Origin of the sequence: Clostridium sp. 10cd*, assembly GCF_044336395.1 — a bacterium.
GTDB lineage: Bacteria > Bacillota_I > Bacilli_A > Erysipelotrichales > Erysipelotrichaceae > Clostridium_AQ > Clostridium_AQ innocuum.
Window position 1 is genome coordinate 1,635,345 of the sequence record NZ_CP172347.1, and the last position, 21,701, is coordinate 1,657,045.

24 protein-coding genes and 1 pseudogene are annotated in these 21,701 nt (G+C 39.4%); 22 read left to right on the top strand and 3 right to left on the bottom strand.

Annotated features, from left to right (window positions below):
• The first annotated feature begins 12 nt into the window (after positions 1-12).
• From ACG3M1_RS08040 to ACG3M1_RS08135, 20 genes and pseudogenes are all read left to right on the top strand, one after another.
• Positions 13-216, top strand: a complete 204-nt coding sequence (locus tag ACG3M1_RS08040; RefSeq protein ID WP_070117063.1) for a hypothetical protein — start codon at positions 13-15, stop codon at positions 214-216.
• A 21-nt stretch (positions 217-237) separates the two neighbouring features.
• Positions 238-564, top strand: coding sequence for a YdcP family protein (locus ACG3M1_RS08045; protein WP_055261573.1), 327 nt, complete (start codon positions 238-240; stop codon positions 562-564).
• Positions 565-579: 15 nt separating this feature from the next.
• Positions 580-963, top strand: coding sequence for a YdcP family protein (locus ACG3M1_RS08050; protein ID WP_055261575.1), 384 nt, complete (start codon positions 580-582; stop codon positions 961-963).
• A gap of 179 nt (positions 964-1,142) precedes the next feature.
• The gene (locus ACG3M1_RS08055; RefSeq protein WP_055261577.1) at positions 1,143-1,505 is read left to right on the top strand and encodes a helix-turn-helix domain-containing protein; all 363 of its coding nucleotides are present in this window, start codon (positions 1,143-1,145) and stop codon (positions 1,503-1,505) included.
• 261 nt (positions 1,506-1,766) lie between these two features.
• Complete coding sequence (locus tag ACG3M1_RS08060; protein WP_055261579.1) at positions 1,767-2,309, top strand: DUF6560 family protein; 543 nt, start codon at positions 1,767-1,769, stop codon at positions 2,307-2,309.
• A 110-nt stretch (positions 2,310-2,419) separates the two neighbouring features.
• Positions 2,420-3,814, top strand: coding sequence for an FtsK/SpoIIIE domain-containing protein (locus tag ACG3M1_RS08065; protein WP_070117065.1), 1,395 nt, complete (start codon positions 2,420-2,422; stop codon positions 3,812-3,814).
• Positions 3,815-3,997: 183 nt separating this feature from the next.
• Positions 3,998-5,194, top strand: a complete 1,197-nt coding sequence (gene mobT, locus ACG3M1_RS08070; protein ID WP_390554221.1) for a MobT family relaxase — start codon at positions 3,998-4,000, stop codon at positions 5,192-5,194.
• Between the two features lie 33 nt (positions 5,195-5,227).
• A pseudogene (locus tag ACG3M1_RS08075) lies at positions 5,228-5,341 on the top strand (DUF3789 domain-containing protein); the annotation flags it as partial.
• A gap of 741 nt (positions 5,342-6,082) precedes the next feature.
• Positions 6,083-7,993 carry a group II intron reverse transcriptase/maturase gene (gene ltrA, locus ACG3M1_RS08080; RefSeq protein ID WP_003436850.1) on the top strand — a complete coding sequence of 637 codons (1,911 nt, stop codon included), beginning with the start codon at positions 6,083-6,085 and terminating at the stop codon, positions 7,991-7,993.
• A 103-nt stretch (positions 7,994-8,096) separates the two neighbouring features.
• Positions 8,097-8,321, top strand: coding sequence for a hypothetical protein (locus ACG3M1_RS08085; protein ID WP_032548346.1), 225 nt, complete (start codon positions 8,097-8,099; stop codon positions 8,319-8,321).
• Between the two features lie 70 nt (positions 8,322-8,391).
• Positions 8,392-9,018 (top strand): alpha/beta fold hydrolase, encoded by a 627-nt coding sequence (locus ACG3M1_RS08090; RefSeq protein ID WP_021379651.1) that lies wholly within the window; start codon positions 8,392-8,394, stop codon positions 9,016-9,018.
• An 88-nt stretch (positions 9,019-9,106) separates the two neighbouring features.
• The gene (locus tag ACG3M1_RS08095; RefSeq protein ID WP_077726442.1) at positions 9,107-9,403 is read left to right on the top strand and encodes a conjugal transfer protein; all 297 of its coding nucleotides are present in this window, start codon (positions 9,107-9,109) and stop codon (positions 9,401-9,403) included.
• The gene (locus tag ACG3M1_RS08100) at positions 9,322-9,822 is read left to right on the top strand and encodes an antirestriction protein ArdA (RefSeq protein ID WP_077726435.1); all 501 of its coding nucleotides are present in this window, start codon (positions 9,322-9,324) and stop codon (positions 9,820-9,822) included. Before ACG3M1_RS08095 ends, ACG3M1_RS08100 begins: the two co-directional genes overlap by 82 nt.
• Positions 9,823-9,836: 14 nt before the next feature.
• Positions 9,837-10,334 (top strand): antirestriction protein ArdA, encoded by a 498-nt coding sequence (locus tag ACG3M1_RS08105; protein ID WP_077726434.1) that lies wholly within the window; start codon positions 9,837-9,839, stop codon positions 10,332-10,334.
• A 15-nt stretch (positions 10,335-10,349) separates the two neighbouring features.
• The gene (locus ACG3M1_RS08110) at positions 10,350-10,853 is read left to right on the top strand and encodes an antirestriction protein ArdA (RefSeq protein WP_379688065.1); all 504 of its coding nucleotides are present in this window, start codon (positions 10,350-10,352) and stop codon (positions 10,851-10,853) included.
• A gap of 109 nt (positions 10,854-10,962) precedes the next feature.
• Complete coding sequence (locus ACG3M1_RS08115) at positions 10,963-11,361, top strand: conjugal transfer protein (RefSeq protein WP_059026958.1); 399 nt, start codon at positions 10,963-10,965, stop codon at positions 11,359-11,361.
• A complete protein-coding gene (locus ACG3M1_RS08120; protein ID WP_390554225.1) occupies positions 11,339-13,789 on the top strand; it encodes an ATP-binding protein in 2,451 nt (816 codons plus the stop codon). The genes ACG3M1_RS08115 and ACG3M1_RS08120 overlap by 23 nt, the downstream gene beginning before the upstream one ends.
• Complete coding sequence (locus ACG3M1_RS08125; protein WP_390554227.1) at positions 13,789-15,954, top strand: CD3337/EF1877 family mobilome membrane protein; 2,166 nt, start codon at positions 13,789-13,791, stop codon at positions 15,952-15,954. Before ACG3M1_RS08120 ends, ACG3M1_RS08125 begins: the two co-directional genes overlap by 1 nt.
• Positions 15,951-16,958 (top strand): lysozyme family protein, encoded by a 1,008-nt coding sequence (locus ACG3M1_RS08130; RefSeq protein WP_390554229.1) that lies wholly within the window; start codon positions 15,951-15,953, stop codon positions 16,956-16,958. The genes ACG3M1_RS08125 and ACG3M1_RS08130 overlap by 4 nt, the downstream gene beginning before the upstream one ends.
• A gap of 15 nt (positions 16,959-16,973) precedes the next feature.
• On the top strand, positions 16,974-17,885 hold the full coding sequence (locus tag ACG3M1_RS08135) for a conjugal transfer protein (RefSeq protein WP_009905038.1): 912 nt from the start codon (positions 16,974-16,976) through the stop codon (positions 17,883-17,885).
• A gap of 46 nt (positions 17,886-17,931) precedes the next feature.
• Here ACG3M1_RS08135 and ACG3M1_RS08140 read toward each other — a convergent pair whose 3' ends face one another.
• On the bottom strand, positions 17,932-18,489 hold the full coding sequence (locus tag ACG3M1_RS08140; protein WP_005946872.1) for a TetR/AcrR family transcriptional regulator: 558 nt from the start codon (positions 18,487-18,489) through the stop codon (positions 17,932-17,934).
• A gap of 177 nt (positions 18,490-18,666) precedes the next feature.
• Here ACG3M1_RS08140 and ACG3M1_RS08145 point away from each other — a divergent pair, with 177 nt between their 5' ends.
• Positions 18,667-19,362 (top strand): hypothetical protein, encoded by a 696-nt coding sequence (locus ACG3M1_RS08145; protein ID WP_009905043.1) that lies wholly within the window; start codon positions 18,667-18,669, stop codon positions 19,360-19,362.
• A 45-nt stretch (positions 19,363-19,407) separates the two neighbouring features.
• Entirely contained in the window at positions 19,408-19,632 is a 225-nt protein-coding gene (locus ACG3M1_RS08150; RefSeq protein ID WP_390554232.1) for a hypothetical protein, read from the top strand.
• Positions 19,633-19,677: 45 nt separating this feature from the next.
• Here the strand turns inward: ACG3M1_RS08150 and ACG3M1_RS08155 are convergent, their stop codons facing one another.
• Positions 19,678-20,970, bottom strand: coding sequence for a sensor histidine kinase (locus tag ACG3M1_RS08155; protein WP_074034324.1), 1,293 nt, complete (start codon positions 20,968-20,970; stop codon positions 19,678-19,680).
• Entirely contained in the window at positions 20,964-21,650 is a 687-nt protein-coding gene (locus ACG3M1_RS08160) for a response regulator transcription factor (protein ID WP_117580019.1), read from the bottom strand. Before ACG3M1_RS08160 ends, ACG3M1_RS08155 begins: the two co-directional genes overlap by 7 nt.
• Positions 21,651-21,701: the final 51 nt, after the last annotated feature.

Here is a 21,701-nt window from a genome sequence, read left to right on the forward strand (position 1 = left end):
GGCGGTAACGATATGATGAAAGAAAAATCACGCTCTCCGCCGAAGTGGTCAAACGGCAGACTTCCGCTTATTCTGGCTTGTCTACCAACAATCTGCAAGAACACGGATAGTCAAGGGTGCGAAAGCATTGATTTTACCCTTTACTATCTGTGGGATTGCTGGTACTTCCCGAACCGCCAGAATAAGAAATCACAATCAATTAACTTATCAAAATAGAAAGAAATGAGGTAAAACATTATGGAAATGAAATATGTCGTGCCAGATATGGCACAGTCTTTTGGAACTTTTGAATTTGCAGGCGAAAGTGAGCCAGTCTTTGAAAGAGATAAAAATAACCGCAGGGTCTTAGCCAGACGAAGCTATAACCTTTATTCTGACGTACAGAAAGGCGAAAATGTTGTAGTGGAAATTCCCGTGCAGGCAGGCGAAAAGCATTTCAAGTATGAGCAGAAAGTAAAACTTGTCAATCCGAAGTTATACGGCAGAGGTTACGCTATCGGGGATATGGGACATACCGATTATGTGTTAGTTGCTGATGATATTGTAGCAGTTGAAGAAAAGTAAAGGAGTGAAGAATTTATGAGATTATCAAACGGTTTTGTTATTGACAAAGAGAAAACATTTGGAGAATTAAAATTTACAGCGGTGCGTGATGTTTTCTTACAGAATGAGGACGGGACACCGAGTACCCAGCTTAAAAAGCGTATCTATGATTTGAAGTGCAGTCTGCATGGTGGAATTATCCCCGTATCTGTACCGCCAGAAGTACCGTTAAAGGACTTTCCGTACAATGCAGTTGTGGAACTTGTCAATCCAGTAGCCGATACGGTATCAAGAAAGACCTATACGGGTGCAGATGTGGACTGGTATGTAAAGGCAGAGGATATTGTGTTGAAGAATAAAGGTAACCAGAACGCAGGCAATCCACAGAACCATACACCGCAGGGACAGACGAAGAAATAGAATGATACAATCAGCTTTTTACTTTGAATAAAGTGTAAAGAAAAGTTATAATCTATGTATATTTTTATAATGTCAAAGCAGGTTGACAAATTGCCAACAAAGATTGGTTGAAGAAAACTCTTATTTTTGTAATACTATTCTTGCGGTCGCAAATAAAGAATACTATTAGGAGGCAATATATGAATTTTAATGAAAAGCTGATAAACCTTAGAAAATCAAAGGGACTTTCTCAAGAAGAATTAGGAAATGAGTTAAAAGTTTCCAGACAAACAATTTCAAAATGGGAGTCATGTCAATCTTATCCAGATTTTCAACGCTTAGTATTGTTAAGCGATTATTTTGGATTAACATTAGACGAATTAGTAAGAGATATTGATGTACAAGAGGTAAGAGAAAAAAACTTGAATAACGAAAAACTATCTTCAATATACAGCGATATGAATGAAGCAAAAAATTTTATTAGAGTTTGTCTTGTTATTGGTGTAGTAATTCTTATCTTTTTTGCAATGATTGTTACGTATGGAATATTCTTTGTAAAATAAAATGTAAATTCTTGTATATCAATCAAAGCAGTTAGTTTTAGGATTGACTGCTTTTTTCGTACCCAGAAAGGAGTGATTGATTTATGCAAAAGATTTGGAATAAAGGACACCGTATTAGAGCCAGCGACAAGCACTACGCTCCGCAGGGACAGCCGAAAAAATAGGATTGCTAACTAGATTTTCATTGTAGAGGATATATGGAACTGTTATAATATGGGTATGGTGAAAGCGACAAATTAGTAGTTTTGGAGGTAATACGGTATGAAATATATAGGTGGTATTATAACGGCATATATTGTTTTACTCGTTTTGGATATAATACAAAGCAGAAATCACAAACGAACTCAATCTATAAAAAAATTCACTATAAGAACAATAACTGATGTATCATTTATATGTGCAATAGGTGCTTTGTTTGTACTTGTTGTCTTTATTTGGGGATTTTGGAGTGAACCTGAAAATTTTTGTTCTAAAAGATATTTGATGATCATTATCCCATTTTCTATTATTTGGTTTGGAGTTACTTTTTTTGGTATGATTGCTCCGTTAAAAGGAGTGTGGGAGATAAAAGTTGAAGAAGATAATATCACGGTTATTAAAATGTTTATTTTTAGAAGACATTGGAAAATATCAGACATATCCTATTGTAAAATGAAACGCGGTGGTATGAATGTGTATGTCAATGGAAGAAAGAAAAAAGCATTTTTTGTTGATGGTATGACAGACCATTTTGATAACTTTATAAAACGGATGGAAAAAGAGGGAAAAGAGATTATTATTCCAGAGCCAAAAGAAAAGAACTAAGTGTATTAAAAAAAGTGAATTTTAGTTTTGCAACTTTATATCCATACATACAAAGCAGTTAGTCTTAGGATTGACTGCTTTTTTCATACCCAGAAAGGAGTGATTGATTTATGCGTAAGATTTGGAATAAAGGACATCGTATCAGAGCCAGCGACAAACACCTTGTTTACCATTATTGTATAGGAACGCTTCTGCTTGTATTCGTGGCGGTTCTCTTGCTACTCAATATCAAACAGCTCATGCGTACCGATTGGGAGCATTTCAGCTTGTTAGAAAATGGCTTGACGCTTTCCTCTTACAACTTGATAACCATACTGATAGCGACTGGTGTTTGTGCATTGGTCGCTTTTCTATATTACCGCTTCTGTTACGACAGTTTCAAGAAGCTCCTGCACCGTCAAAAGCTGGCAAGAATGATACTGGAAAATAAGTGGTATGAAGCCGATACCGTACAAGACAGCGGTTTTTTTACTGACCTGCAAAGCAGATCAAGGGAAAAAATCGTCTGGTTTCCGAAGATTTATTATCAAATGGAAAAAGGCTTGCTTCATATCCGCTGTGAAATTACGCTGGGGAAATATCAAGACCAGCTTTTACGGTTAGAGGATAAATTGGAAAGTGGCTTGTATTGTGAGCTGACCGACAAAACTCTGCATGACGGCTATATCGAATACACTCTGCTTTATGATATGATAGCAAACCGCATTACCATTGATGAAGTACGGGCAGAAAACGGCTGTCTTAGACTGATGAAAAATCTTGTCTGGGAATATGACACACTCCCTCACGCTCTGATTGCTGGTGGGACTGGTGGCGGTAAAACCTATTTTCTGCTGACGCTCATTGAAGCCTTACTGCATACCGACGCTGTCCTTTATATCTTAGACCCGAAGAACGCTGACCTTGCAGACTTAGGGACAGTTATGGGAAATGTGTATCACACCAAAGAAGAAATGATAGATTGCGTCAATGCCTTTTATGAGGGTATGGTACAGCGAAGTGAGGAAATGAAGCGACACCCGAACTATAAGACGGGCGAAAACTACGCCTATCTGGGACTGCCACCCTACTTTCTTATCTTTGATGAATATGTGGCGTTTTTTGAAATGCTGGGGACGAAAGAAAGCGTGGGATTACTTAGCCAGTTAAAGAAAATCGTTATGTTAGGACGACAAGCAGGTTATTTCCTTATCGTTGCCTGCCAGCGTCCAGACGCAAAGTATTTCTCGGACGGTATCAGAGATAACTTCAATTTTCGTGTGGGACTTGGGCGTATCAGCGAATTAGGTTACGGTATGCTGTTCGGTTCAGATGTGAAAAAGCAGTTTTTCCAGAAGCGTATCAAAGGGCGTGGCTATTGTGATGTAGGAACAAGCGTCATCAGTGAATTTTACACGCCTTTAGTCCCAAAAGGACATGATTTTTTACAAACTATCGGCTCTCTTACACAAGCAAGGCAGGACGGGACGGCGACGTGCGAAGCGAAAGGCGACGGCTCGGACTAGCCGTTGCTGGTGTGGCGTAAGCCACGCCAGCAGGTAAAACCCCTCGGTATCTAACAGAGGGGTACGTTTGCAAATAGACAATAGACAAAAAACATAGGAAATATAAGGGTTCTGGCATGGTTTTCTAGCAAAAATCGGCTGTGAAGTCGTCTTAAAAAACTTCACACTTTACAGATTGGGGGTATGGTTCTGAATGAAGAACAATGGATAAAAGAATTACGGGAGAAACGGATTGCTTACGGTATCTCACAAGGCAGGCTGGCGGTGGCTTCTGGTATCACAAGGGAATATCTCAACAAGATAGAAAGCGGAAAAATGAAGCCGTCAAAGGAACTTCTGGAAACTCTGCATAAGGAACTGGCAAGGTTCAATCCAGAAGCACCGCTTACCATGCTGTTTGATTATGTGAAAATTCGTTTTCCCACGTTGGATATACAGCATATCATCAAAGACATATTAAAACTGAATATCAACTATATGCTCCATGAAGATTACGGACATTACAGTTATACGGAGCATTACTCTTTAGGGGACATCTTTATCTATACGTCGGCTGACGAAGAAAAAGGTGTCCTTTTAGAGTTAAAGGGGCGTGGTTGCAGACAGTTTGAAAGTTACCTGCTGGCACAGCAAAGAAGCTGGTATGACTTTCTTATGGACGCACTTGTAGACGGTGGCGTGATGAAGCGTATCGACCTTGCTATCAACGACCATACGGGCATTTTGGATATTCCAGAGCTTGCGGAAAAATGCAGGAAACGGGAATATATCGGAAAGTCCAGAAGCTATAAGTTTTACCAGTCGGGCGAGCTTATCAAGCACAGAGAGGACGACAGAGAATATATGGGACGTACCCTTTATCTTGGTTCGCTGAAATCAGATGTGTATTTCTGTATTTATGAAAAGGACTATGAGCAGTACGTCAAGTTAGGGACACCTATGGAAGAAGCCGACATTATCAACCGTTTTGAGATACGGCTTCGGAATGAACGTGCCTATTATGCAGTACGAGATTTGCTGACGTATTATGACGCAGAGCAGACCGCATTTTCTATCATCAACCAGTATGTGCGGTTTGTTGATGAAGAACCCGACAAGCGAAAAAATGACTGGAAACTCAATGACCGCTGGGCTTGGTTTATCGGAGATAACAGACAAAGCTTGAAGCTGACGACAAAGCCAGAGCCTTACACCTTAGACCGTACATTGCGGTGGGTACAAAGGCAGGTAGCACCGACCTTGAAAATGCTGAAAAAGATTGATAAGGGAAACGGTACAGACTACATGGAAACAATCGAACAGCAGGCAAAGCTCACAGAAAAGCATGAAATGATAATCAAACAGCAGACGACCCCTGCAAAAGATTTGGTGGAAAGTTAGGAGTGATAAAAAATGTGGGTATTATTAAAAGACTTCCTGCTGGTATCTATGGGAATGGGTATCGGCGTAGTCTTGATGTGTATTTTGAATGTCGGCAAAGAAGCTGACTATGAAATGAAACAATCAGAAGAAAGCGAGGACAATTAAATGAATTTCGGACAAAATTTGTGTGCGACTCGTTCCTTAGTGAAAAGCTAAGGCACTAATAAAAGAACGAAAAAGTTTGATTATTAGGAGAACTGATAATCTGACAGGTGGAATGATGAAGTAACGCTCTGAAACGCCTGCCCTGAGCCTCCGACAAGCATTGAATGAGGAAACTCAGAATGTTTGAAGCTCGGTAAAGACGGCTGAAAGATACCGTAATAGTTGATGAACATATATCTTCTATCGAAAACTATCCAGAGGTGGGTAGCGTATCCAACAGGTCGGGGGTCTATAAAATATCTATGGTTAGAATGTTCCACAAGGGACTGACGAAACAGCGAATGTACGGGTCTAAATTTGTACTTTGTAGAAATGCAAAGGTACGAGAAATCGTAGCTGGTGTGGCAAAGTAAGAATATAGGTTATGAAATGCCATATACCGTTACAGGCGGTATCAAGCCAGCAGGCTTATAGCTAGTGACCTAAGGATATATATGTATAGATAAGATTATCGGAACGAGGAAAGGTATTGGGTTCTCATCAAGAGAATAAGCTGACGAAGAACAATAAGCAGTTGAACCAATGCTGAAAAGCAGAGGGCGAACCTAAGAAATTCTTGTAATGGGAATGGAGGAATACCCTCAAGTCGTGTATATATTAGAAAAGTATTATGTTGCTTTAATAAGGATTACGAGTAAGATAAAAAAGCTCACTCAATTTCAAGCAAAGGAGTGAAGCCTTATGCCTAAAAATAAAAATGAAACATTGTGTGTAGAAGATTTAAGACACGCTGAATATTACGAAATGCAAAACACCTTTGATGATTTATATGCCAAAAGTAAGAATGGAGATATTTTCACTCATCTTATGGATATTATCCTATCGAGAGAAAATATATTACTGGCATATCGAAATATCAAAGCAAATGCAGGCAGTAAGACAGCAGGAACAGACGGTACAATAATTAAAGATATTGGCAAATTGCCAGCAGAAACAGTTGTCAAAAAGGTAAGATATATTGTCGCAGGCACTCCGCACGGGTATCGACCTAAGCCAGTAAGGCGAAAAGAAATACCAAAACCAAATGGGAAAACCAGACCTCTAGGCATTCCTTGTATGTGGGACAGGCTTATACAACAATGTATCAAACAAGTATTAGAACCAATCTGCGAAGCTAAATTTAGTGAAAACAGCTACGGTTTCAGACCTAATAGGTCGGTTGAAAATGCAATAAAAGCAACCTATAACCGCCTACAAATCAGCCAGCTACATTATGTGATTGAATTTGATATTAAGGGTTTCTTTGACAACGTGAACCATTCCAAACTGATAAAACAGATATGGGCTATGGGAATACGGGACAAGCACTTGATATTCATTTTAAAAAGGATATTAAAAGCTCCAATTAAAATGCCTGACGGCACAATAACATATCCAGAGAAAGGAACTCCACAGGGGGGAATTATATCCCCACTACTAGCCAACATTGTTCTTAATGAGTTAGACCATTGGGTAGAAAGTCAATGGCATGAAAATCCTGTTACAAAAAACTATGTGGTTCATATCAATAAAAGCGGTAGCCCATGTAAAAGCAACGCTTACAAAGAAATGAAGAAAACAAAGTTAAAGGAAATGTATATGGTTCGTTATGCAGATGATTTTAGAGTTTTCTGTCGCTACAAAGAAAGTGCTGAAAAAACCAAAATAGCAATTACTCAATGGATCGAGCAACGACTAAAATTGGAAGTATCACAAGAAAAAACAAGAATTGTAAATGTTAGAAAAAGATACTCCGACTTTCTTGGTTTCAAGATTAAAATGATACCGAGAAGAAAGAAGTTAGTTGTTAAATCACATATAAGTGATAAACAATTCAAGACCCAAAAAGACAAGCTGGTATCACAGGCAAAGAAAATTGCTTCTCCCTCAAAGGGAAAAACAGAATTAGAGGAAATAAGACTTTATAATTCAATGGTATTAGGTATGCAAAATTATTATCAGATTGCAACAAATGTAAATCTGGATTGTATGAAACTTAATAGAGCTGTAATGGCTATCTTCACTAACAGATTAGGTGCAAGCAAAAAGGGCAGATTGAGAAAAACAGGCAGACAACTTACAACAAAAGAAGCAACAAGATATGGTAAATCTAAAATGCTTCGATATGTTGCTGGCGAGGGCGAACCTATATTCCCTGTTGGATATATCCAACACAGAAAACCAATGGCAAAAGTGTATTCAGCAAACTGCTATACTCCAGAGGGAAGAAAATTTATCCATACCAATCTAAGTGTTGATAAATTACTGATGTATCAGTTGATGAAATTATCTTTGGAAAATCGCACAATAGAATACGCAGACAATCGAATTTCGCTATTTTCTGCCCAACATGGAAAATGTGCTATAACTCTGGAAGAATTTCAACAAGCTAATGAAATACACTGTCATCATATTGTACCAACTAGGGCTGGTGGTAATGACGATTATAAAAATCTTATTTTGGTAAAAGAGGCGGTACATCGTCTAATACACGCAAAAACAGAAGAAACAATACAAAAATATATAGCTCTATTGAAACTAAATAAAGTCCAGCTCATAAGACTAAATAAATATAGAGTATTAGCTGGCAATCAAGAATTAAACTTGATATAGGTCTACTACATAAATACTTTTCAATATAAACACGATGGAACGCGGAGTGCGGTGAAAGTCGCACGCTCCGTGTGAATGGGGGGAAAAGTTTGAGATATTTATAATATCAGGAACTTACCTATCCATATATCAATGGTTTTTATCAAACGCACAGAGCTTAGTGCTTATGGCGATTGTGGTTATCGGTATCTACTTAGGGTTCAAGCGTGAGTTTTCCAAACTTATCGGCTTCTTGGTAGTCGCTTTGATTGCTGTCGGCTTGGTATTCAATGCTGGCGGTGTGAAAGATGTACTGTTAGAGCTGTTCAATAAGATTATCGGTGCATAAAATTTTATTGTTGTGCTGATATGCGAATGGTATAATGTGGATATGAAACACAGTATCTAGGAGTGATGAAATGAAATATATAATGCTTCATGGTTTGGGACAATCTTCTGAAAGTTGGAGTGATACCGTAAAAGTATTCAATGATGATTTTGAAGTTTTATGCCCTAATTTATCAGATTGGCTTTCTGGGAAAACACCATGTTATGATACATTGTATCGGACATTGGAAACATACTGTGAACAGTTTGAAGAACCGCTAAATATTTGTGGACTTTCTTTAGGTGGTATTCTTGCTATGCAGTATGCGATAGAACACCCAGAAAAAGTGAACTCATTAGTGTTAATAGGAACACAATATGAAATGCCAAAGTATCTGTTAAAAATGCAAAATCTGATATTTCGTATTATGCCTTGTTCAGCGTTTGAAAAAATGGGCTTTCGGAAAACAGATTTTATCAATCTATGCAAATCTATGATGGAACTTAATTTTAAACATGAACTGAAAAAAATATCATGTTCGGTACTTGTTGTCTGTGGCGATAAGGATAAGATAAATAAAAAAGCTTCTTTAGAATTGCAACAACAGATAGAAAACGCAGAAATAGCTATTATTGAAAATGCAGGACATGAAGTAAATACAGACAATCCAACACTATTAGGGCAAAAGTTAAATGTATTTTTCAAACAATATGTCTGATAAACAATTTCATATCCATACACACAAAGCAGTTAGTCTTAGGATTGACTGCTTTTTTCTTACCAAAATTTCAGATTGGAGTGATGAAATGAACGATATTTTTAAGGATATGCAGGCAAACGTCGACTGTGAATACATTTCCGACCTGCCCTCTTACAAGCGTAAGGTGTGGCAGGAAATGAAACGACTGAACCCTGCCAACTATGAAGAAAGACAGTTAGAAGATTTTTCAAAGTATGTGTTTGGTATGTCGTACCAGACCTTAAAAGATGTGATGAAACAACAGAAAGGACGTGAGGAACAATGCAGGAAACAAGGGTGCTGGTGGAAACGAAAGGAACAACTGGCGAAGAAACAACATCATACTGGTTCGACCTGCCGATAGATGTTGCAGAGTTTGAAGAAAAGTTAGGTATCGGTGCAGAAAGTGGGGATTACCGCATTATCGAAAAGGTGTTGCCTTATGCTGATGAAGTTCACGAACATACCAGCGTGTATCAGCTCAACGAATTAGAATTTATGTACCGCCAGCTTTCAAGTGATATGCAGGAAGAATATGTATCACTACTTACGGTGTTTGAGAATTTAGAAGCACTTTATATTTGCAGGAACGTGATTACGGTTTATCCCGACTGCAAAAGCATGATTGATGTTGCAAGGCAAAAGCTGATGAACGACCCGACATTTAAGCATTTATCCGAGGACTGTCAAGCATATTACTTTGATTTTGAAGCCTATGCTTCTCACTTGCAGGAAAATGGAAAATTCCTGCAAACAGAACACGGTATTTATGAACTTCCATAGGAAAGGGGGATATTATGGACGATATGAAAATCTTTCTTATCAATCTGGACAGGCAGGAACAAGATACGGGAAGTGCATGGTTTACGCTCCCTTGTGATATAGAGGAAATGAAAGAAACAATCGGATTGTCTGTGGATAGTGAACGCTATCTGATTAGTGACTTTTCCTTACCTTTTGAAATTGCGGAAAATGCTGATTTATCTACTATCAATGAAGTCTGTATGAGCATAGCTGGAAATGATTTTCCTTATGAAGATATTCGGTTTCTGCAAAAGGCTTGGTTTCCTACTTTATCGGAATTATACAACGGGCTTGATGAAATTACCCGTTATGAAAAGTGTTCTACAATGGAAGAAGTATCAGCGTATCTTATCAACGAATGTGCGGAATTAGGGGAAGTATCGCCCCAGTTATATCCATACATCAATTACAAAGGATATGCGGATACATTGGAAACACTTGGGACTTTTCTATGTGTGAACGGTAGCGTTTATGAATATCATCAGCTATGAAATGAGGTGGTGCTTATGATTGATGATATGGCGGTTTATATTGCTAATCTCGGCAAATACAATGAGGGATATTTAGTCGGAGCTTGGTTTACATTTCCCATTGACGAGGAAGATGTAAAAGAAAAAATCGGATTGAATGAACAGTATGAGGAATACGCTATCCATGATACCGACAACTTTCCTATTGCGATTGGCGAGTATGTTTCCATTGAAGAACTCAACGAGATGTATGAAATGATAGAGGAACTTCCCGACTATATCGTAGATTGTCTGGACGAATTTATCAGCCACTACGGGACGCTGGAAGAAGTCGTGGAACATAAGGACGATATTTATTATTATCCCGACTGTGAAACCATGACAGACGTTGCCTACTACTACATAGACGAATTGCAGGCACTTGGGGATATTCCACCCAGCTTGCAGAACTACATTGACTATGAAGCCTACGGGCGAGATTTGGATATGGGCGGTTGCTTCATTGAAACAAGCCGAGGTATGTGCGAGATACCATATTAACGCTGGAAGATCAGCAACAAGCATGGTTGCTACTGACAGCGTATTTCTCTTTTAAGGGACAGTCTGAAACATGGCTGTCCTTTTCTATTTTGAAAGGAGCTGAAAGAACTTGAAAAAGATTAAATCTTATACGGGTATCTGGAACGTGGAAAAAGTCTTGTATGCAATCAATGACTTTAACTTACCCTTTCCCGTTACCTTTACACAGATTACATGGTTTGTGCTTACAGAATTTATCATCATTCTGTTTGGGGATATTCCCCCACTTTCCATGATTGAGGGAGCATTTCTCAAATATTTTGGTATTCCCGTTGCTCTCACTTGGTTTATGTCGCAGAAAACTTTTGACGGAAAGAAGCCGTACAGCTTTTTGAAATCACAGATAACCTATGCCCTGCGACCTAAAATCACTTATGCAGGAAAAGCCGTAAAACTGCATAAACAGATACTCAATGAAACAATCACGGCAGTAAGGAGTGTGAACTATGTTCCCGATAAAATATATTGACAATAACCTTGTCTGGAACAAGGACAATGAGGTGTTCGCTTACTATGAGCTGATACCGTACAACTATTCTTTCTTATCCGCAGAGCAGAAATTTATCGTGCATGACAGTTTCCGACAGCTAATCGCACAGTCCCGTGAGGGTAAAATTCATGCCTTGCAGATTGCCACAGAAAGCTCCATACGAAGTATGCAGGAGCAGTCAAAGAAGCTGGTAACTGGAAAATTAAAGGAAGTTGCCTATCAGAAGATAGACGAACAGACCGAAGCGTTAGTATCTATGATTGGGGACAATCAAGTGGACTACCGCTTTTTTCTTGGCTTTAAGCTCATGGTTACGGAAGAACAGCTCAATCTGAAGAACATTAAAAAATCGGCGTGGCTGACGTTCACGGAATTTCTCCATGAAGTAAACCATACGCTGATGAATGATTTTGTTTCCATGCCGAATGATGAAATCAACCGTTACATGAAAATGGAAAAGTTACTGGAAAATAAAATCTCACGTCGTTTTAAGGTGCGTCGCTTGGAAATCAACGATTTTGGGTATCTCATGGAACATCTTTACGGCAGGGACGGTATCGCCTATGAAGATTATGAGTACCAGCTACCAAAGAAGAAATTGCAGAAAGAAACGCGGATAAAATACTACGACTTTATCCGCCCGACAAGGTGTGTGATTGAGGAAAGCCAACGGTATTTACGCTTGGAACATGAGGACAAGGAAAGTTATGTGTCCTATTTTACCGTCAATGCGATTGTCGGCGAGCTTGATTTTCCGTCGTCTGAAATCTTCTATTTCCAGCAACAGCAATTCACATTCCCCGTTGATACTTCTATGAATGTAGAAATCGTGGAGAACAGAAAGGCTCTTACCACAGTAAGAAATAAGAAAAAGGAATTGAAAGATTTGGATAATCACGCTTATCAAGCAGGAAGTGAAACCAGCTCAAATGTGGTGGACGCATTAGACAGCGTGGACGAGCTGGAAACAGACTTAGACCAGAGCAAAGAAAGTATGTATAAGCTCTCTTATGTAGTGCGTGTATCGGCTGATGATTTGGACGAATTAAAACGCCGTTGTGATGAAGTCAAGGACTTTTACGACGACCTCAATGTAAAGCTGGTGCGTCCTGCTGGGGATATGCTGGGGCTTCATTCTGAATTTCTTCCTGCAAGCAAGCGATATATCAATGATTATGTGCAGTATGTAAAATCAGATTTTCTAGCTGGGCTGGGCTTCGGTGCGACACAGCAGTTAGGAGAAAACACGGGTATCTATATGGGCTATTCCGTTGATACGGGAAGAAATGTGTACCTGCAACCGTCCCTTGCCAGTCAAGGTATAAAAGGTACAGTTACCAACGCTTTAGCTTCTGCTTTTGTCGGTTCGCTTGGCGGTGGGAAGTCGTTCTGTAACAATCTTCTGGTGTATTATTCGGTTCTCTTTGGGGGACAAGCGGTTATCTTAGACCCAAAATCAGAGCGTGGCAACTGGAAAGAAACACTTCCAGAAATCGCACATGAAATCAATATCGTAAATCTTACCAGCGACAAGGACAATGCAGGACTTCTTGACCCATTCGTGATTATGAAGAATGTAAAAGACGCTGAAAGTCTGGCAATCGACATCTTGACATTCCTTACTGGTATTTCCTCTAGGGACGGCGAAAAATTCCCCGTGCTACGAAAAGCGGTGCGTTCCGTTACCCAGAGCGACAGTCGGGGCTTGCTCCATGTGATAGACGAGCTACGCCGTGAAGATACACCCATATCAAGAAATATCGCAGACCATATCGACAGCTTCACGGACTACGACTTTGCACACCTGCTGTTTTCAGACGGTACGGTGGAAAATGCTATCAGTCTGGATAACCAGCTCAATATCATTCAAGTAGCGGACTTAGTATTACCAGATAAGGACACAACCTTTGAGGAATACACGACTATTGAATTATTGTCGGTGTCTATGCTGATTGTGATTAGTACCTTTGCCCTTGATTTTATCCATTCTGACAGAAGTATTTTTAAGATTGTAGACCTTGACGAAGCGTGGGCGTTCTTAAATGTGGCACAAGGCGAAACCTTATCAAACAAGCTGGTTCGTGCTGGACGAGCTATGCAGGCAGGCGTTTATTTCGTTACACAATCTTCTGGGGACGTGGCAAAGGAAAGTCTGAAAAACAATATCGGCTTGAAGTTTGCCTTTCGTTCTACTGACATCAACGAGATAAAGCAAACCTTAGAATTTTTCGGTATCGACAAGGACGACGAAAATAACCAGAAACGCTTGCGTGATTTGGAGAACGGACAATGTTTATTACAGGATTTATATGGGCGTGTCGGTGTGGTGCAGATACACCCAGTCTTTGAAGAATTACTACACGCCTTTGATACCAGACCGCCCGTACAGAGAAATGAGGTGGAGTGATGAAAGAAAGGATAAAAGGTGCGTTCACAAAAAGGAAGATACTTCACTTTCTCAAAATGGCTCTGTTCGTGGTGGCATTCTCCCTTATCCTGCTTTCACTTCTGGGAACGGTGGCTCATGCGACGGGGCTTGTGGACGATACCATAAACGCAGAAAATCTATATTCAAAATATCCCCTTTCCAACTACCAGCTTGATTTTTATGTGGATAATAGCTGGTCGTGGCTTCCGTGGAACTGGCTGGACGGGATTGGAAAATCAGTACAGTACGGGCTTTACTGCATTACCAACTTTGTCTGGACGATAAGCCTTTATTTAAGCAATGCCACGGGCTATGTGGTGCAGGAAGCCTACAAACTTGATTTTATTAACGATATGGCAGACAGTATCGGAAAGAGCATACAGACCCTTGCAGGTGTTACCGAGAATGGCTTTTCCAGCTCTGGCTTCTATGTTGGTTTCCTGCTTCTCATTATCTTAGTGGTGGGACTTTATGTTGCATATACGGGACTTATCAAACGGGAAACCAGCAAGGCACTTCACGCCGTTATCAACTTTGTGGTGGTGTTCGTATTATCGGCTTCATTTATTGCCTATGCTCCCGATTACATCAAGAAGATAAATGAATTTTCATCAGACATCAGTACCGCTTCACTTGACTTGGGAACAAAAATCATGCTCCCTAACTCTGACAGCGAGGGCAAGGATAGCGTGGACTTGATACGGGACAGCTTATTTTCTATTCAAGTGGAACAGCCGTGGCTCTTACTTCAATTCGGTAACAGCAACGCAGAGGAAATCGGGACAAACCGTGTAGAAGCTCTTGTATCGGCAAGTCCAGAGGACGAGGACGGAAAGACCAGAGAGGAAGTCGTGAAAACAGAAATCGAGGACAACGACAACAACAATCTGACGATACCGCAGGTCGTGAACCGCTTGGGTATGGTGTTCTTCCTACTGTTCTTCAACTTAGGTATCACGATATTTGTATTCTTGCTTACGGGTATGATGTTGTTTAGCCAGATACTTTTTATTATCTTTGCAATGTTTTTACCTATCAGTTTTCTGCTTTCCATGATACCGAGCTATGAAAGCATGGCAAAGCAGGCAATCGTAAGGGTGTTTAATACCATAATGACACGGGCAGGGATAACGCTCATTGTAACGGTGGCATTCAGCATTTCCAGTATGTTTTATAACATTTCCACGGACTATCCGTTTTTCATGGTGGCGTTCTTACAGATAGTGTGTTTCGCTGGTATCTACATGAAGCTGGGCGACTTAATGAGTATGTTCTCTTTGAACGCTAATGACAGTCAAAGCATGGGACGCAGGATATTCCGCAGACCATATCTATACTTGGCACATAGGGCTAGGCGTATGGAAAGACGGCTTGCTGGTGCGGTTACTGCTGGCGGTGTTGCTGGTGCGGTGGCAGGTAGCACGATTTCAAACAGAAAACCGACAAGGAACACAGCTACAAAAGACAGTCGGGGTAATACCTCTACTTCCAGCATGGGACAACGTGCAGGTTCAAAGGTGGGGGCTGTCTTAGATACGAAAAATAAAGTGAAAGACAAGGCAAATGCTGTCAAAGAAAATATCAAGGATATGCCGACACAGACCGCTTATGCGGTGTATTCCGCAAAGGAAAAGGCAAAGTCCAGCGTGTCCGACTTCAAGCGTGGCATGGTGCAGGAACAGCAGTCCAGACAGACGGGACGCTTGGAAAAGCAGGAACAGCATAGACAGAATATCGCTGATAAGCGTATGGAGCTTCAAAAGGCACAAGAAGCAAGGCAGGCACAGCGAAAGGCTGACGGATCAGCGACAACGGGAGCTACCCGTCCCCATGAGCGACCAGTTACAGCTTCAACCATTCCAAAGCCGAGTGCGGAAAAAATGCAGGAAGTCAAACGCCCTGCCACAGCTCCGACTTCTAAAGGTAGTGAGCCAGTCAAGACAAATGTTATCAAAGAGCGTCCGTTATCTTCTGGTGCTTCTGATAGAAAAGCGACCCAGATAAACCATAGGAATGTAGAAAAAATGGTATCGCAGGAAACACGCCAGAATTACACGAAAGACCACAGAACAAAGGTTCAGCAGACGCAGACCACAGAGAAGAACCGTAACCTTGTAACGAAGAAAGGACAGAAGAAAAAATGAAACTGAAACATATCGCTCTTATTGGCAGTCTGTTTCCTATCCTCTTTTCCGTAGTTCTTTTCTTTGGTGTCTTGATTAGTGCGGAAAGCGACGACGAGAATAGCAATTTTTCTTCTGGCATTACGGGTATGAACCTATCCGCAGAAGTTTTGAAACATCAGCCTATGGTGGAAAAATACGCCAGAGAAAACGGTATCTCCGAGTATGTCAATGTGTTACTTGCTATCATTCAAGTAGAAAGTGGCGGTACGGCAGAAGATGTCATGCAGTCCAGCGAAAGTCTGGGACTACCGCCCAACTCTTTAGATACAGAAAGTTCAATCAAGCAGGGGTGTAAGTATTTTGCGTCCCTGCTTTCTTCCTGCAAAAATCAAGGTATCGACGATTTGAATGTAGCGATACAGTCCTATAACTATGGCGGTGGTTATGTGGGATATGTGGCAGGAAAAGGAAAGAAACACACCTTTAACCTTGCAGAGAACTTCGCCCGTGAAAAATCGGGTGGAAAGAAAGTAACCTACACCAACCCGATAGCCGTTGCGAAGAATGGGGGCTGGCGGTACAGTTACGGCAATCAATTTTACGTCGAATTAGTCAATCAATATCTGACCGTGGCACACTTTGATAATGCGACGGCACAAGCGATTATGAATGAAGCGTTGAAATATCAAGGCTGGAAGTATGTGTATGGTGGCAGTAACCCGAACACTTCCTTTGATTGTAGCGGACTTGTGCAATGGTGTTATGGAAAAGCTGGTATCTCCTTACCGAGAACAGCACAAGCCCAGTATGACGCAACCCAACATCTTCCACTCTCGCAGGCAAAGGCTGGGGACTTGGTATTTTTCCATTCTACCTATAACGCTGGTTCGTATGTAACCCACGTCGGCATTTATGTAGGAAATAACCAGATGTACCATGCAGGCGACCCGATAGGATATGCAGACCTAAGCAGTAGTTACTGGCAACAGCACTTAATCGGTGCAGGACGAGTAAAACAATAGAAAGGACTTGAAAATATGTTTAAGAAGAATAAGAAACAGACAGAAACTCTCAAAGAACCAAAAGAAAAAAAGGTGCGTACTGTTAAGGTAGGCACACATAAGAAAACCGTGATTGCGTTGTGGGTGGTGCTTATCGCAAGCGTGAGCTTTGGAGTGTATAAGAATTTTACGGCTATCGACCAGCACACCACCCATGAAAAAGAAATCATTGAACTTCGCTTGCAGGACACCAACGGGATTGAAAATTTCGTGAAGAATTTTGCAAAGTCCTATTACACATGGAGTAACAGCAAAGAAGCGATTGAAGCAAGGACGCAGGCAATCAACGGTTATCTGACAAAGGAATTACAGGACTTGAATGTTGATACCATTAGAACGGATATACCGACCAGCTCCACGGTTACAGATGTGATTGTATGGAGTATTGAACAGTCGGGAACGGACACTTTTTCTGCTACCTACGAAGTAGATCAGCAGATAAAAGAGGGAGAACAGACAAGCAATGTGAAAGCGACCTATACTGTAAAAGTCCATGTAGACGCTGGCGGGGATATGGTAATCATTCAGAACCCTACCCTTGCACCAGCAGTTGAAAAATCAGACTATGAGCCTAAGACACCAGAAGCAAACGCAAGTGTAGACGCTGATACTGTCAATGACGCTACCGCATTTCTGGAAACATTCTTTAAGCTCTATCCAACAGCCACAGAAAAAGAGCTTGCCTACTATGTATCTGGAAATGTGATTGAACCTATCGGCAGGGACTACCTTTATTCTGAATTGGTAAACCCTATCTTTACAAAGGACGGGGACAATGTGAAAGTTAAGGTTGCCGTGAAATTCCTTGATAATCAGACAAAGGCGTCGCAGGTATCGCAGTATGAGCTTGTGCTACATAAGGATAGCAACTGGAAGATTGTTGGATAAAAGAAAAAGGCTTGCAGTTCTGTATTGATTTGCAAGCCTAAATATATTATTTATACTTCTGGAAAATCCCGACTAATAAAGTATCTATCGCTTCAGCTAATTCAAATCTAACTTTATCTGAGGCAGAAAAAGCGTTTCCTAATTGCAAAGTTGTATAACCGTGAATTATTCCAGTAAGCATATTTAATATTTCAAGTGTTTTGTCTTTGTTAAGACTGCACGATTGGATAAGAGTAGTTAATAATGAAAGATAGTTGTTAAAAATGGTTGCTGTTTCCTCTGTTCCGTGCCACACAGCCCATTGAATTGTTTCATAAACTCCGGGGTGTTCAATCATATAGTTTAGGTATTCGATAGAAACTAACTTAATTGCTTCTTTCCCTATTTTTCCAACGGCAATTTTCATCATTCTTTCATTCATGTCACGCATACCATTATGAGCAACTTCTAAAAGAAGATTATCTAAACTTTCTATGTGATTATATAAAGATGGTGTACGAATGTTTAATTTTTGAGCAACAGCTTTTAACGAAACGTTATTTAATCCTTTTTCATCTGCTAAGTCTGATGTTGCTTTTATTACTGCTTCTTTAGTGGTTTTCATAGTTATGCACCTCATTCAAAATATCATACAAACACAATTCTAGCTAATTGAATTAGTGTAGTCAATAACACAATTAGAAAATTATGATTATTTATTGACTTTCCTACAAAAACATTTTAAAATACTAATTAGATTAGTTAAATGACTATTTGAAATAGTATTTTGAGGAGTGATTATATGTGTACAAGATTTGTTTACAATGGTATAGATAAAATTGTTGGTTTTAATTTTGATATTGACCTTTCTGTATGGGATCATACTGTAATTACCGAAGAAAATAGATTTTATATTGGTATTAAAATGCCTGACGGTCTGTATCATTCATTTCATGGGATAAATAAAAATGGTAATGTAGGAACACTTCTTTATGTTCATGGTAATGAAAATGCAAGGTATATAGAAAGCGAGGATTGTATTACAATATCTGAATTAACAGAAAAATTCATTAAGGCAGAGATTTCTTTTGATAAAGCCTTGGACATTGTTAAAAAGAAAAAAATTATTTATGCACCAGATGCTACTATGCAAGCTATGCTTTCTGATAAAAAAGGACGAGTTTTAATTATTGAACCCGGAATTGGGTATAGATATGAACAAGAAAATTTTTCACTTATTACAAATTATTCTATTCTAAAACCAGATATAACAAAGCCGTACATTGTTTCTGGGGATACAAGATACGAAGTGGCTAAAGAGTTATTGGCAGGATATGATAAAGATTTTTCAGTAAATGACGCATTTAAAGTATTAAAATCTGTTTCTCAAAAAGACTTGTGGGCAACTAGGGTTTCATTTGTATATTCTACAGAAAAAAATAAAGTTTATTATGTCTTGAACAATGATTTTAGTAATGTATTTGAATTTCAGTTTTAATACTAATGAATTTATAAATTTGCAATTATGATAAGAAAGGTTATTATGATAGGACTAAAAAAGCGAGATATAAAAAAAGCGTTGAAAGCTGGTGCAAAAGCTGGCGGTGTATCATTGGCTGATGTTCGGGCAAATATTGAAGCAACGATTGATGAAGCCATGAACAGCCCAGACCCAGAGGTGCAGGCAAATTTCAAAAAATATTTTGGTAATAAACGCCCTACCCCAGAAGAATATATTTACAAGATTACCAAAAAGACAAAGATTTGAAAAAAGGCTTGCTCCATACATTTTGTATGATCTGCAAGCCTTAATCTATTTCAGAGGAAATTTAACAGTAAAGGTAGCACCGCCACCAACAGTATCATTAATAGTGATAGTACCGTTCAGCATTTGGGTTAATTCTTTGGCGATACTTAGTCCCAGTCCAAAATTCGCTTTGTTAGCATGGGACTTGTCGCCACTATAAAATCGGTCAAAGATATACTGCTTATCTTCATCAGAAATGCCTTGCCCGTGGTCTACCACAGAAAAAGCAATATTCTTTTCGGTGGCGATTACTTCTATCTCTATCAAAGAATTATTCTTGGAATGTTGAATGGCATTATCCATAAAGATACACAAGATTTGAAATAATCGGTCTTTGTCGGTAAGCATGGCAGGATAACTTTCCTCGGATAAATGCAGTTTTAGTTCTAAATTCTGCTTCATGCAGACGGGTTCGTATGTTTCATATAACGTAATGAGCAAGGTATCTACATTGATTGTACTTTTATGCAATGTCCATGTTTTAGCGTCGGAAGAAGCCAGAAGCAACATATCTTTGACTAAACGGGATAACCGCATACATTCAAAATCTATGGTCTGTAAGGCTTGCTTTGCCTGCTCGTTTAAGGAAACATCATCAAGAAGCATATCCGTGTTGGAAATCATAACAGCTAGTGGAGATTTTAATTCATGGGAAGCTGTTGCAACAAAATCTTTTTGGCTTTGCAATATTCGTTCTGTTGGGGCAAAAGACTTTTTCAGCAGATAACGGGTTAGTATGATAACAACGATACAAGCCAAAAGCCAGATAAGAAGATATATCGGTAATGTCTTTTGTAAAATATCCGTTAAGTTGGCTGTCTGATAAAAAAAAGTCCCATGATATACGGTATCATTTGCTGTCATAATTGTAGCAGGAATAACAAAATAAGTATCGTGATGTTTTCCTTTTATTTCCAGAAAACCGCCTTGTGAAGTTGTGGTGCTTTCTGTTTGTGATAATAGCTGTGTAGAAATCTGTTTTTCTACATCATGCAACAGCTTGTCCGCAGAAGTTGGAAATGGAAAATCACTTTGATAAATGGTATTCCCTTTTGTATCGCTAATCAAGGAAAAAATATGATAACTTTCTTCGTAGGCTTTGAGTGCTTTATCCATATCCGAAGAAGCACTTTCCACTTGATAAATCAGCAAGGTTGTTAATCTTTGAAACAAGGTACTTTCGTTGATTTTCTCCGTATAAACCGTATTCGCAACAACAAAGAAAATCACAAGGGTAATAATCAGCATAACAGAACTTGCAAACAGAATATGAAGTTTTCGGTATAAGTTATTTAACATGTTTCTTTCTCCAGTTTGTACCCTGCACCGTAGACCGTTGTTATTTTACAGGAACTTTTTAACTCCTTTAGACGTTTTCGCAGAAAAGAAATGTAGCTGTCTACATTGCCAGTTTCTACTTCGGAAGAACTACCCCAGATTTTAAGGATTAGCTGTTCACGGGAAAATAGTGTTTCTGGGTTCTGCATAAATACAAAAGTCAACTCGGTTTCTTTTGAAGTTAATAAAAGAGAGTTATTTGGTGTGGATAAGGTTCTGCTGTCTTTATCGAAAGTTAAATCTCCATATTGTAATTTGGGAGATAATTGGATATTGGCAGGTCGCCTTGTCAACGCCCGAACCCTTGCAAGCAATTCTTTGATATGAAATGGTTTTACTAAGTAATCATCAGCACCACCGTCTAAACCCTCAACCCGATTATCAAGGGTACTCATGGCAGTAATGATAAGGATAGGGATAGATATTCCTTTTTTACGCATAGATTTTATGATTGTTAAACCGTCAATAATCGGTAACATACGGTCTACAATGGCAAGGTCATAAGCATAGTCTGTATTTAAGGCATACAGCATAGCAGTTTCCCCGTCATTGCAACAATCAACCATATAGTTTTCTTTTTCCAGCGAAATTTTTATATTTTTACATAACTCTAAATCATCTTCCAGAAGAAGTATTTTCATAATGTATCAATCCTTTTCTATATATCATCTTGGACATTAGCAGTCCAAGAA

Excerpts from the sequence above, each read along its gene's own strand:
- ACG3M1_RS08100 (WP_077726435.1), top strand. The coding sequence starts at position 9,322 with ATGCAGGAAACAAGGGTGCTGGTGGAAACGAAAGGAACAACTGGCGAA.
- ltrA (WP_003436850.1), top strand. The coding sequence starts at position 6,083 with ATGCCTAAAAATAAAAATGAAACATTGTGTGTAGAAGATTTAAGACAC.
- ACG3M1_RS08160 (WP_117580019.1), bottom strand. The coding sequence starts at position 21,650 with ATGAAAATACTTCTTCTGGAAGATGATTTAGAGTTATGTAAAAATATA.
- ACG3M1_RS08125 (WP_390554227.1), top strand. The coding sequence starts at position 13,789 with ATGAAAGAAAGGATAAAAGGTGCGTTCACAAAAAGGAAGATACTTCAC.
- ACG3M1_RS08060 (WP_055261579.1), top strand. The coding sequence starts at position 1,767 with ATGAAATATATAGGTGGTATTATAACGGCATATATTGTTTTACTCGTT.
- ACG3M1_RS08040 (WP_070117063.1), top strand. The coding sequence starts at position 13 with ATGATGAAAGAAAAATCACGCTCTCCGCCGAAGTGGTCAAACGGCAGA.
- ACG3M1_RS08140 (WP_005946872.1), bottom strand. The coding sequence starts at position 18,489 with ATGAAAACCACTAAAGAAGCAGTAATAAAAGCAACATCAGACTTAGCA.
- ACG3M1_RS08145 (WP_009905043.1), top strand. The coding sequence starts at position 18,667 with ATGTGTACAAGATTTGTTTACAATGGTATAGATAAAATTGTTGGTTTT.
- ACG3M1_RS08055 (WP_055261577.1), top strand. The coding sequence starts at position 1,143 with ATGAATTTTAATGAAAAGCTGATAAACCTTAGAAAATCAAAGGGACTT.
- ACG3M1_RS08050 (WP_055261575.1), top strand. The coding sequence starts at position 580 with ATGAGATTATCAAACGGTTTTGTTATTGACAAAGAGAAAACATTTGGA.
- ACG3M1_RS08110 (WP_379688065.1), top strand. The coding sequence starts at position 10,350 with ATGATTGATGATATGGCGGTTTATATTGCTAATCTCGGCAAATACAAT.
- ACG3M1_RS08155 (WP_074034324.1), bottom strand. The coding sequence starts at position 20,970 with ATGTTAAATAACTTATACCGAAAACTTCATATTCTGTTTGCAAGTTCT.
- ACG3M1_RS08095 (WP_077726442.1), top strand. The coding sequence starts at position 9,107 with ATGAACGATATTTTTAAGGATATGCAGGCAAACGTCGACTGTGAATAC.
- ACG3M1_RS08065 (WP_070117065.1), top strand. The coding sequence starts at position 2,420 with ATGCGTAAGATTTGGAATAAAGGACATCGTATCAGAGCCAGCGACAAA.
- mobT (WP_390554221.1), top strand. The coding sequence starts at position 3,998 with ATGGTTCTGAATGAAGAACAATGGATAAAAGAATTACGGGAGAAACGG.
- ACG3M1_RS08105 (WP_077726434.1), top strand. The coding sequence starts at position 9,837 with ATGGACGATATGAAAATCTTTCTTATCAATCTGGACAGGCAGGAACAA.
- ACG3M1_RS08120 (WP_390554225.1), top strand. The coding sequence starts at position 11,339 with ATGTTCCCGATAAAATATATTGACAATAACCTTGTCTGGAACAAGGAC.
- ACG3M1_RS08150 (WP_390554232.1), top strand. The coding sequence starts at position 19,408 with ATGATAGGACTAAAAAAGCGAGATATAAAAAAAGCGTTGAAAGCTGGT.
- ACG3M1_RS08130 (WP_390554229.1), top strand. The coding sequence starts at position 15,951 with ATGAAACTGAAACATATCGCTCTTATTGGCAGTCTGTTTCCTATCCTC.
- ACG3M1_RS08045 (WP_055261573.1), top strand. The coding sequence starts at position 238 with ATGGAAATGAAATATGTCGTGCCAGATATGGCACAGTCTTTTGGAACT.
- ACG3M1_RS08135 (WP_009905038.1), top strand. The coding sequence starts at position 16,974 with ATGTTTAAGAAGAATAAGAAACAGACAGAAACTCTCAAAGAACCAAAA.
- ACG3M1_RS08090 (WP_021379651.1), top strand. The coding sequence starts at position 8,392 with ATGAAATATATAATGCTTCATGGTTTGGGACAATCTTCTGAAAGTTGG.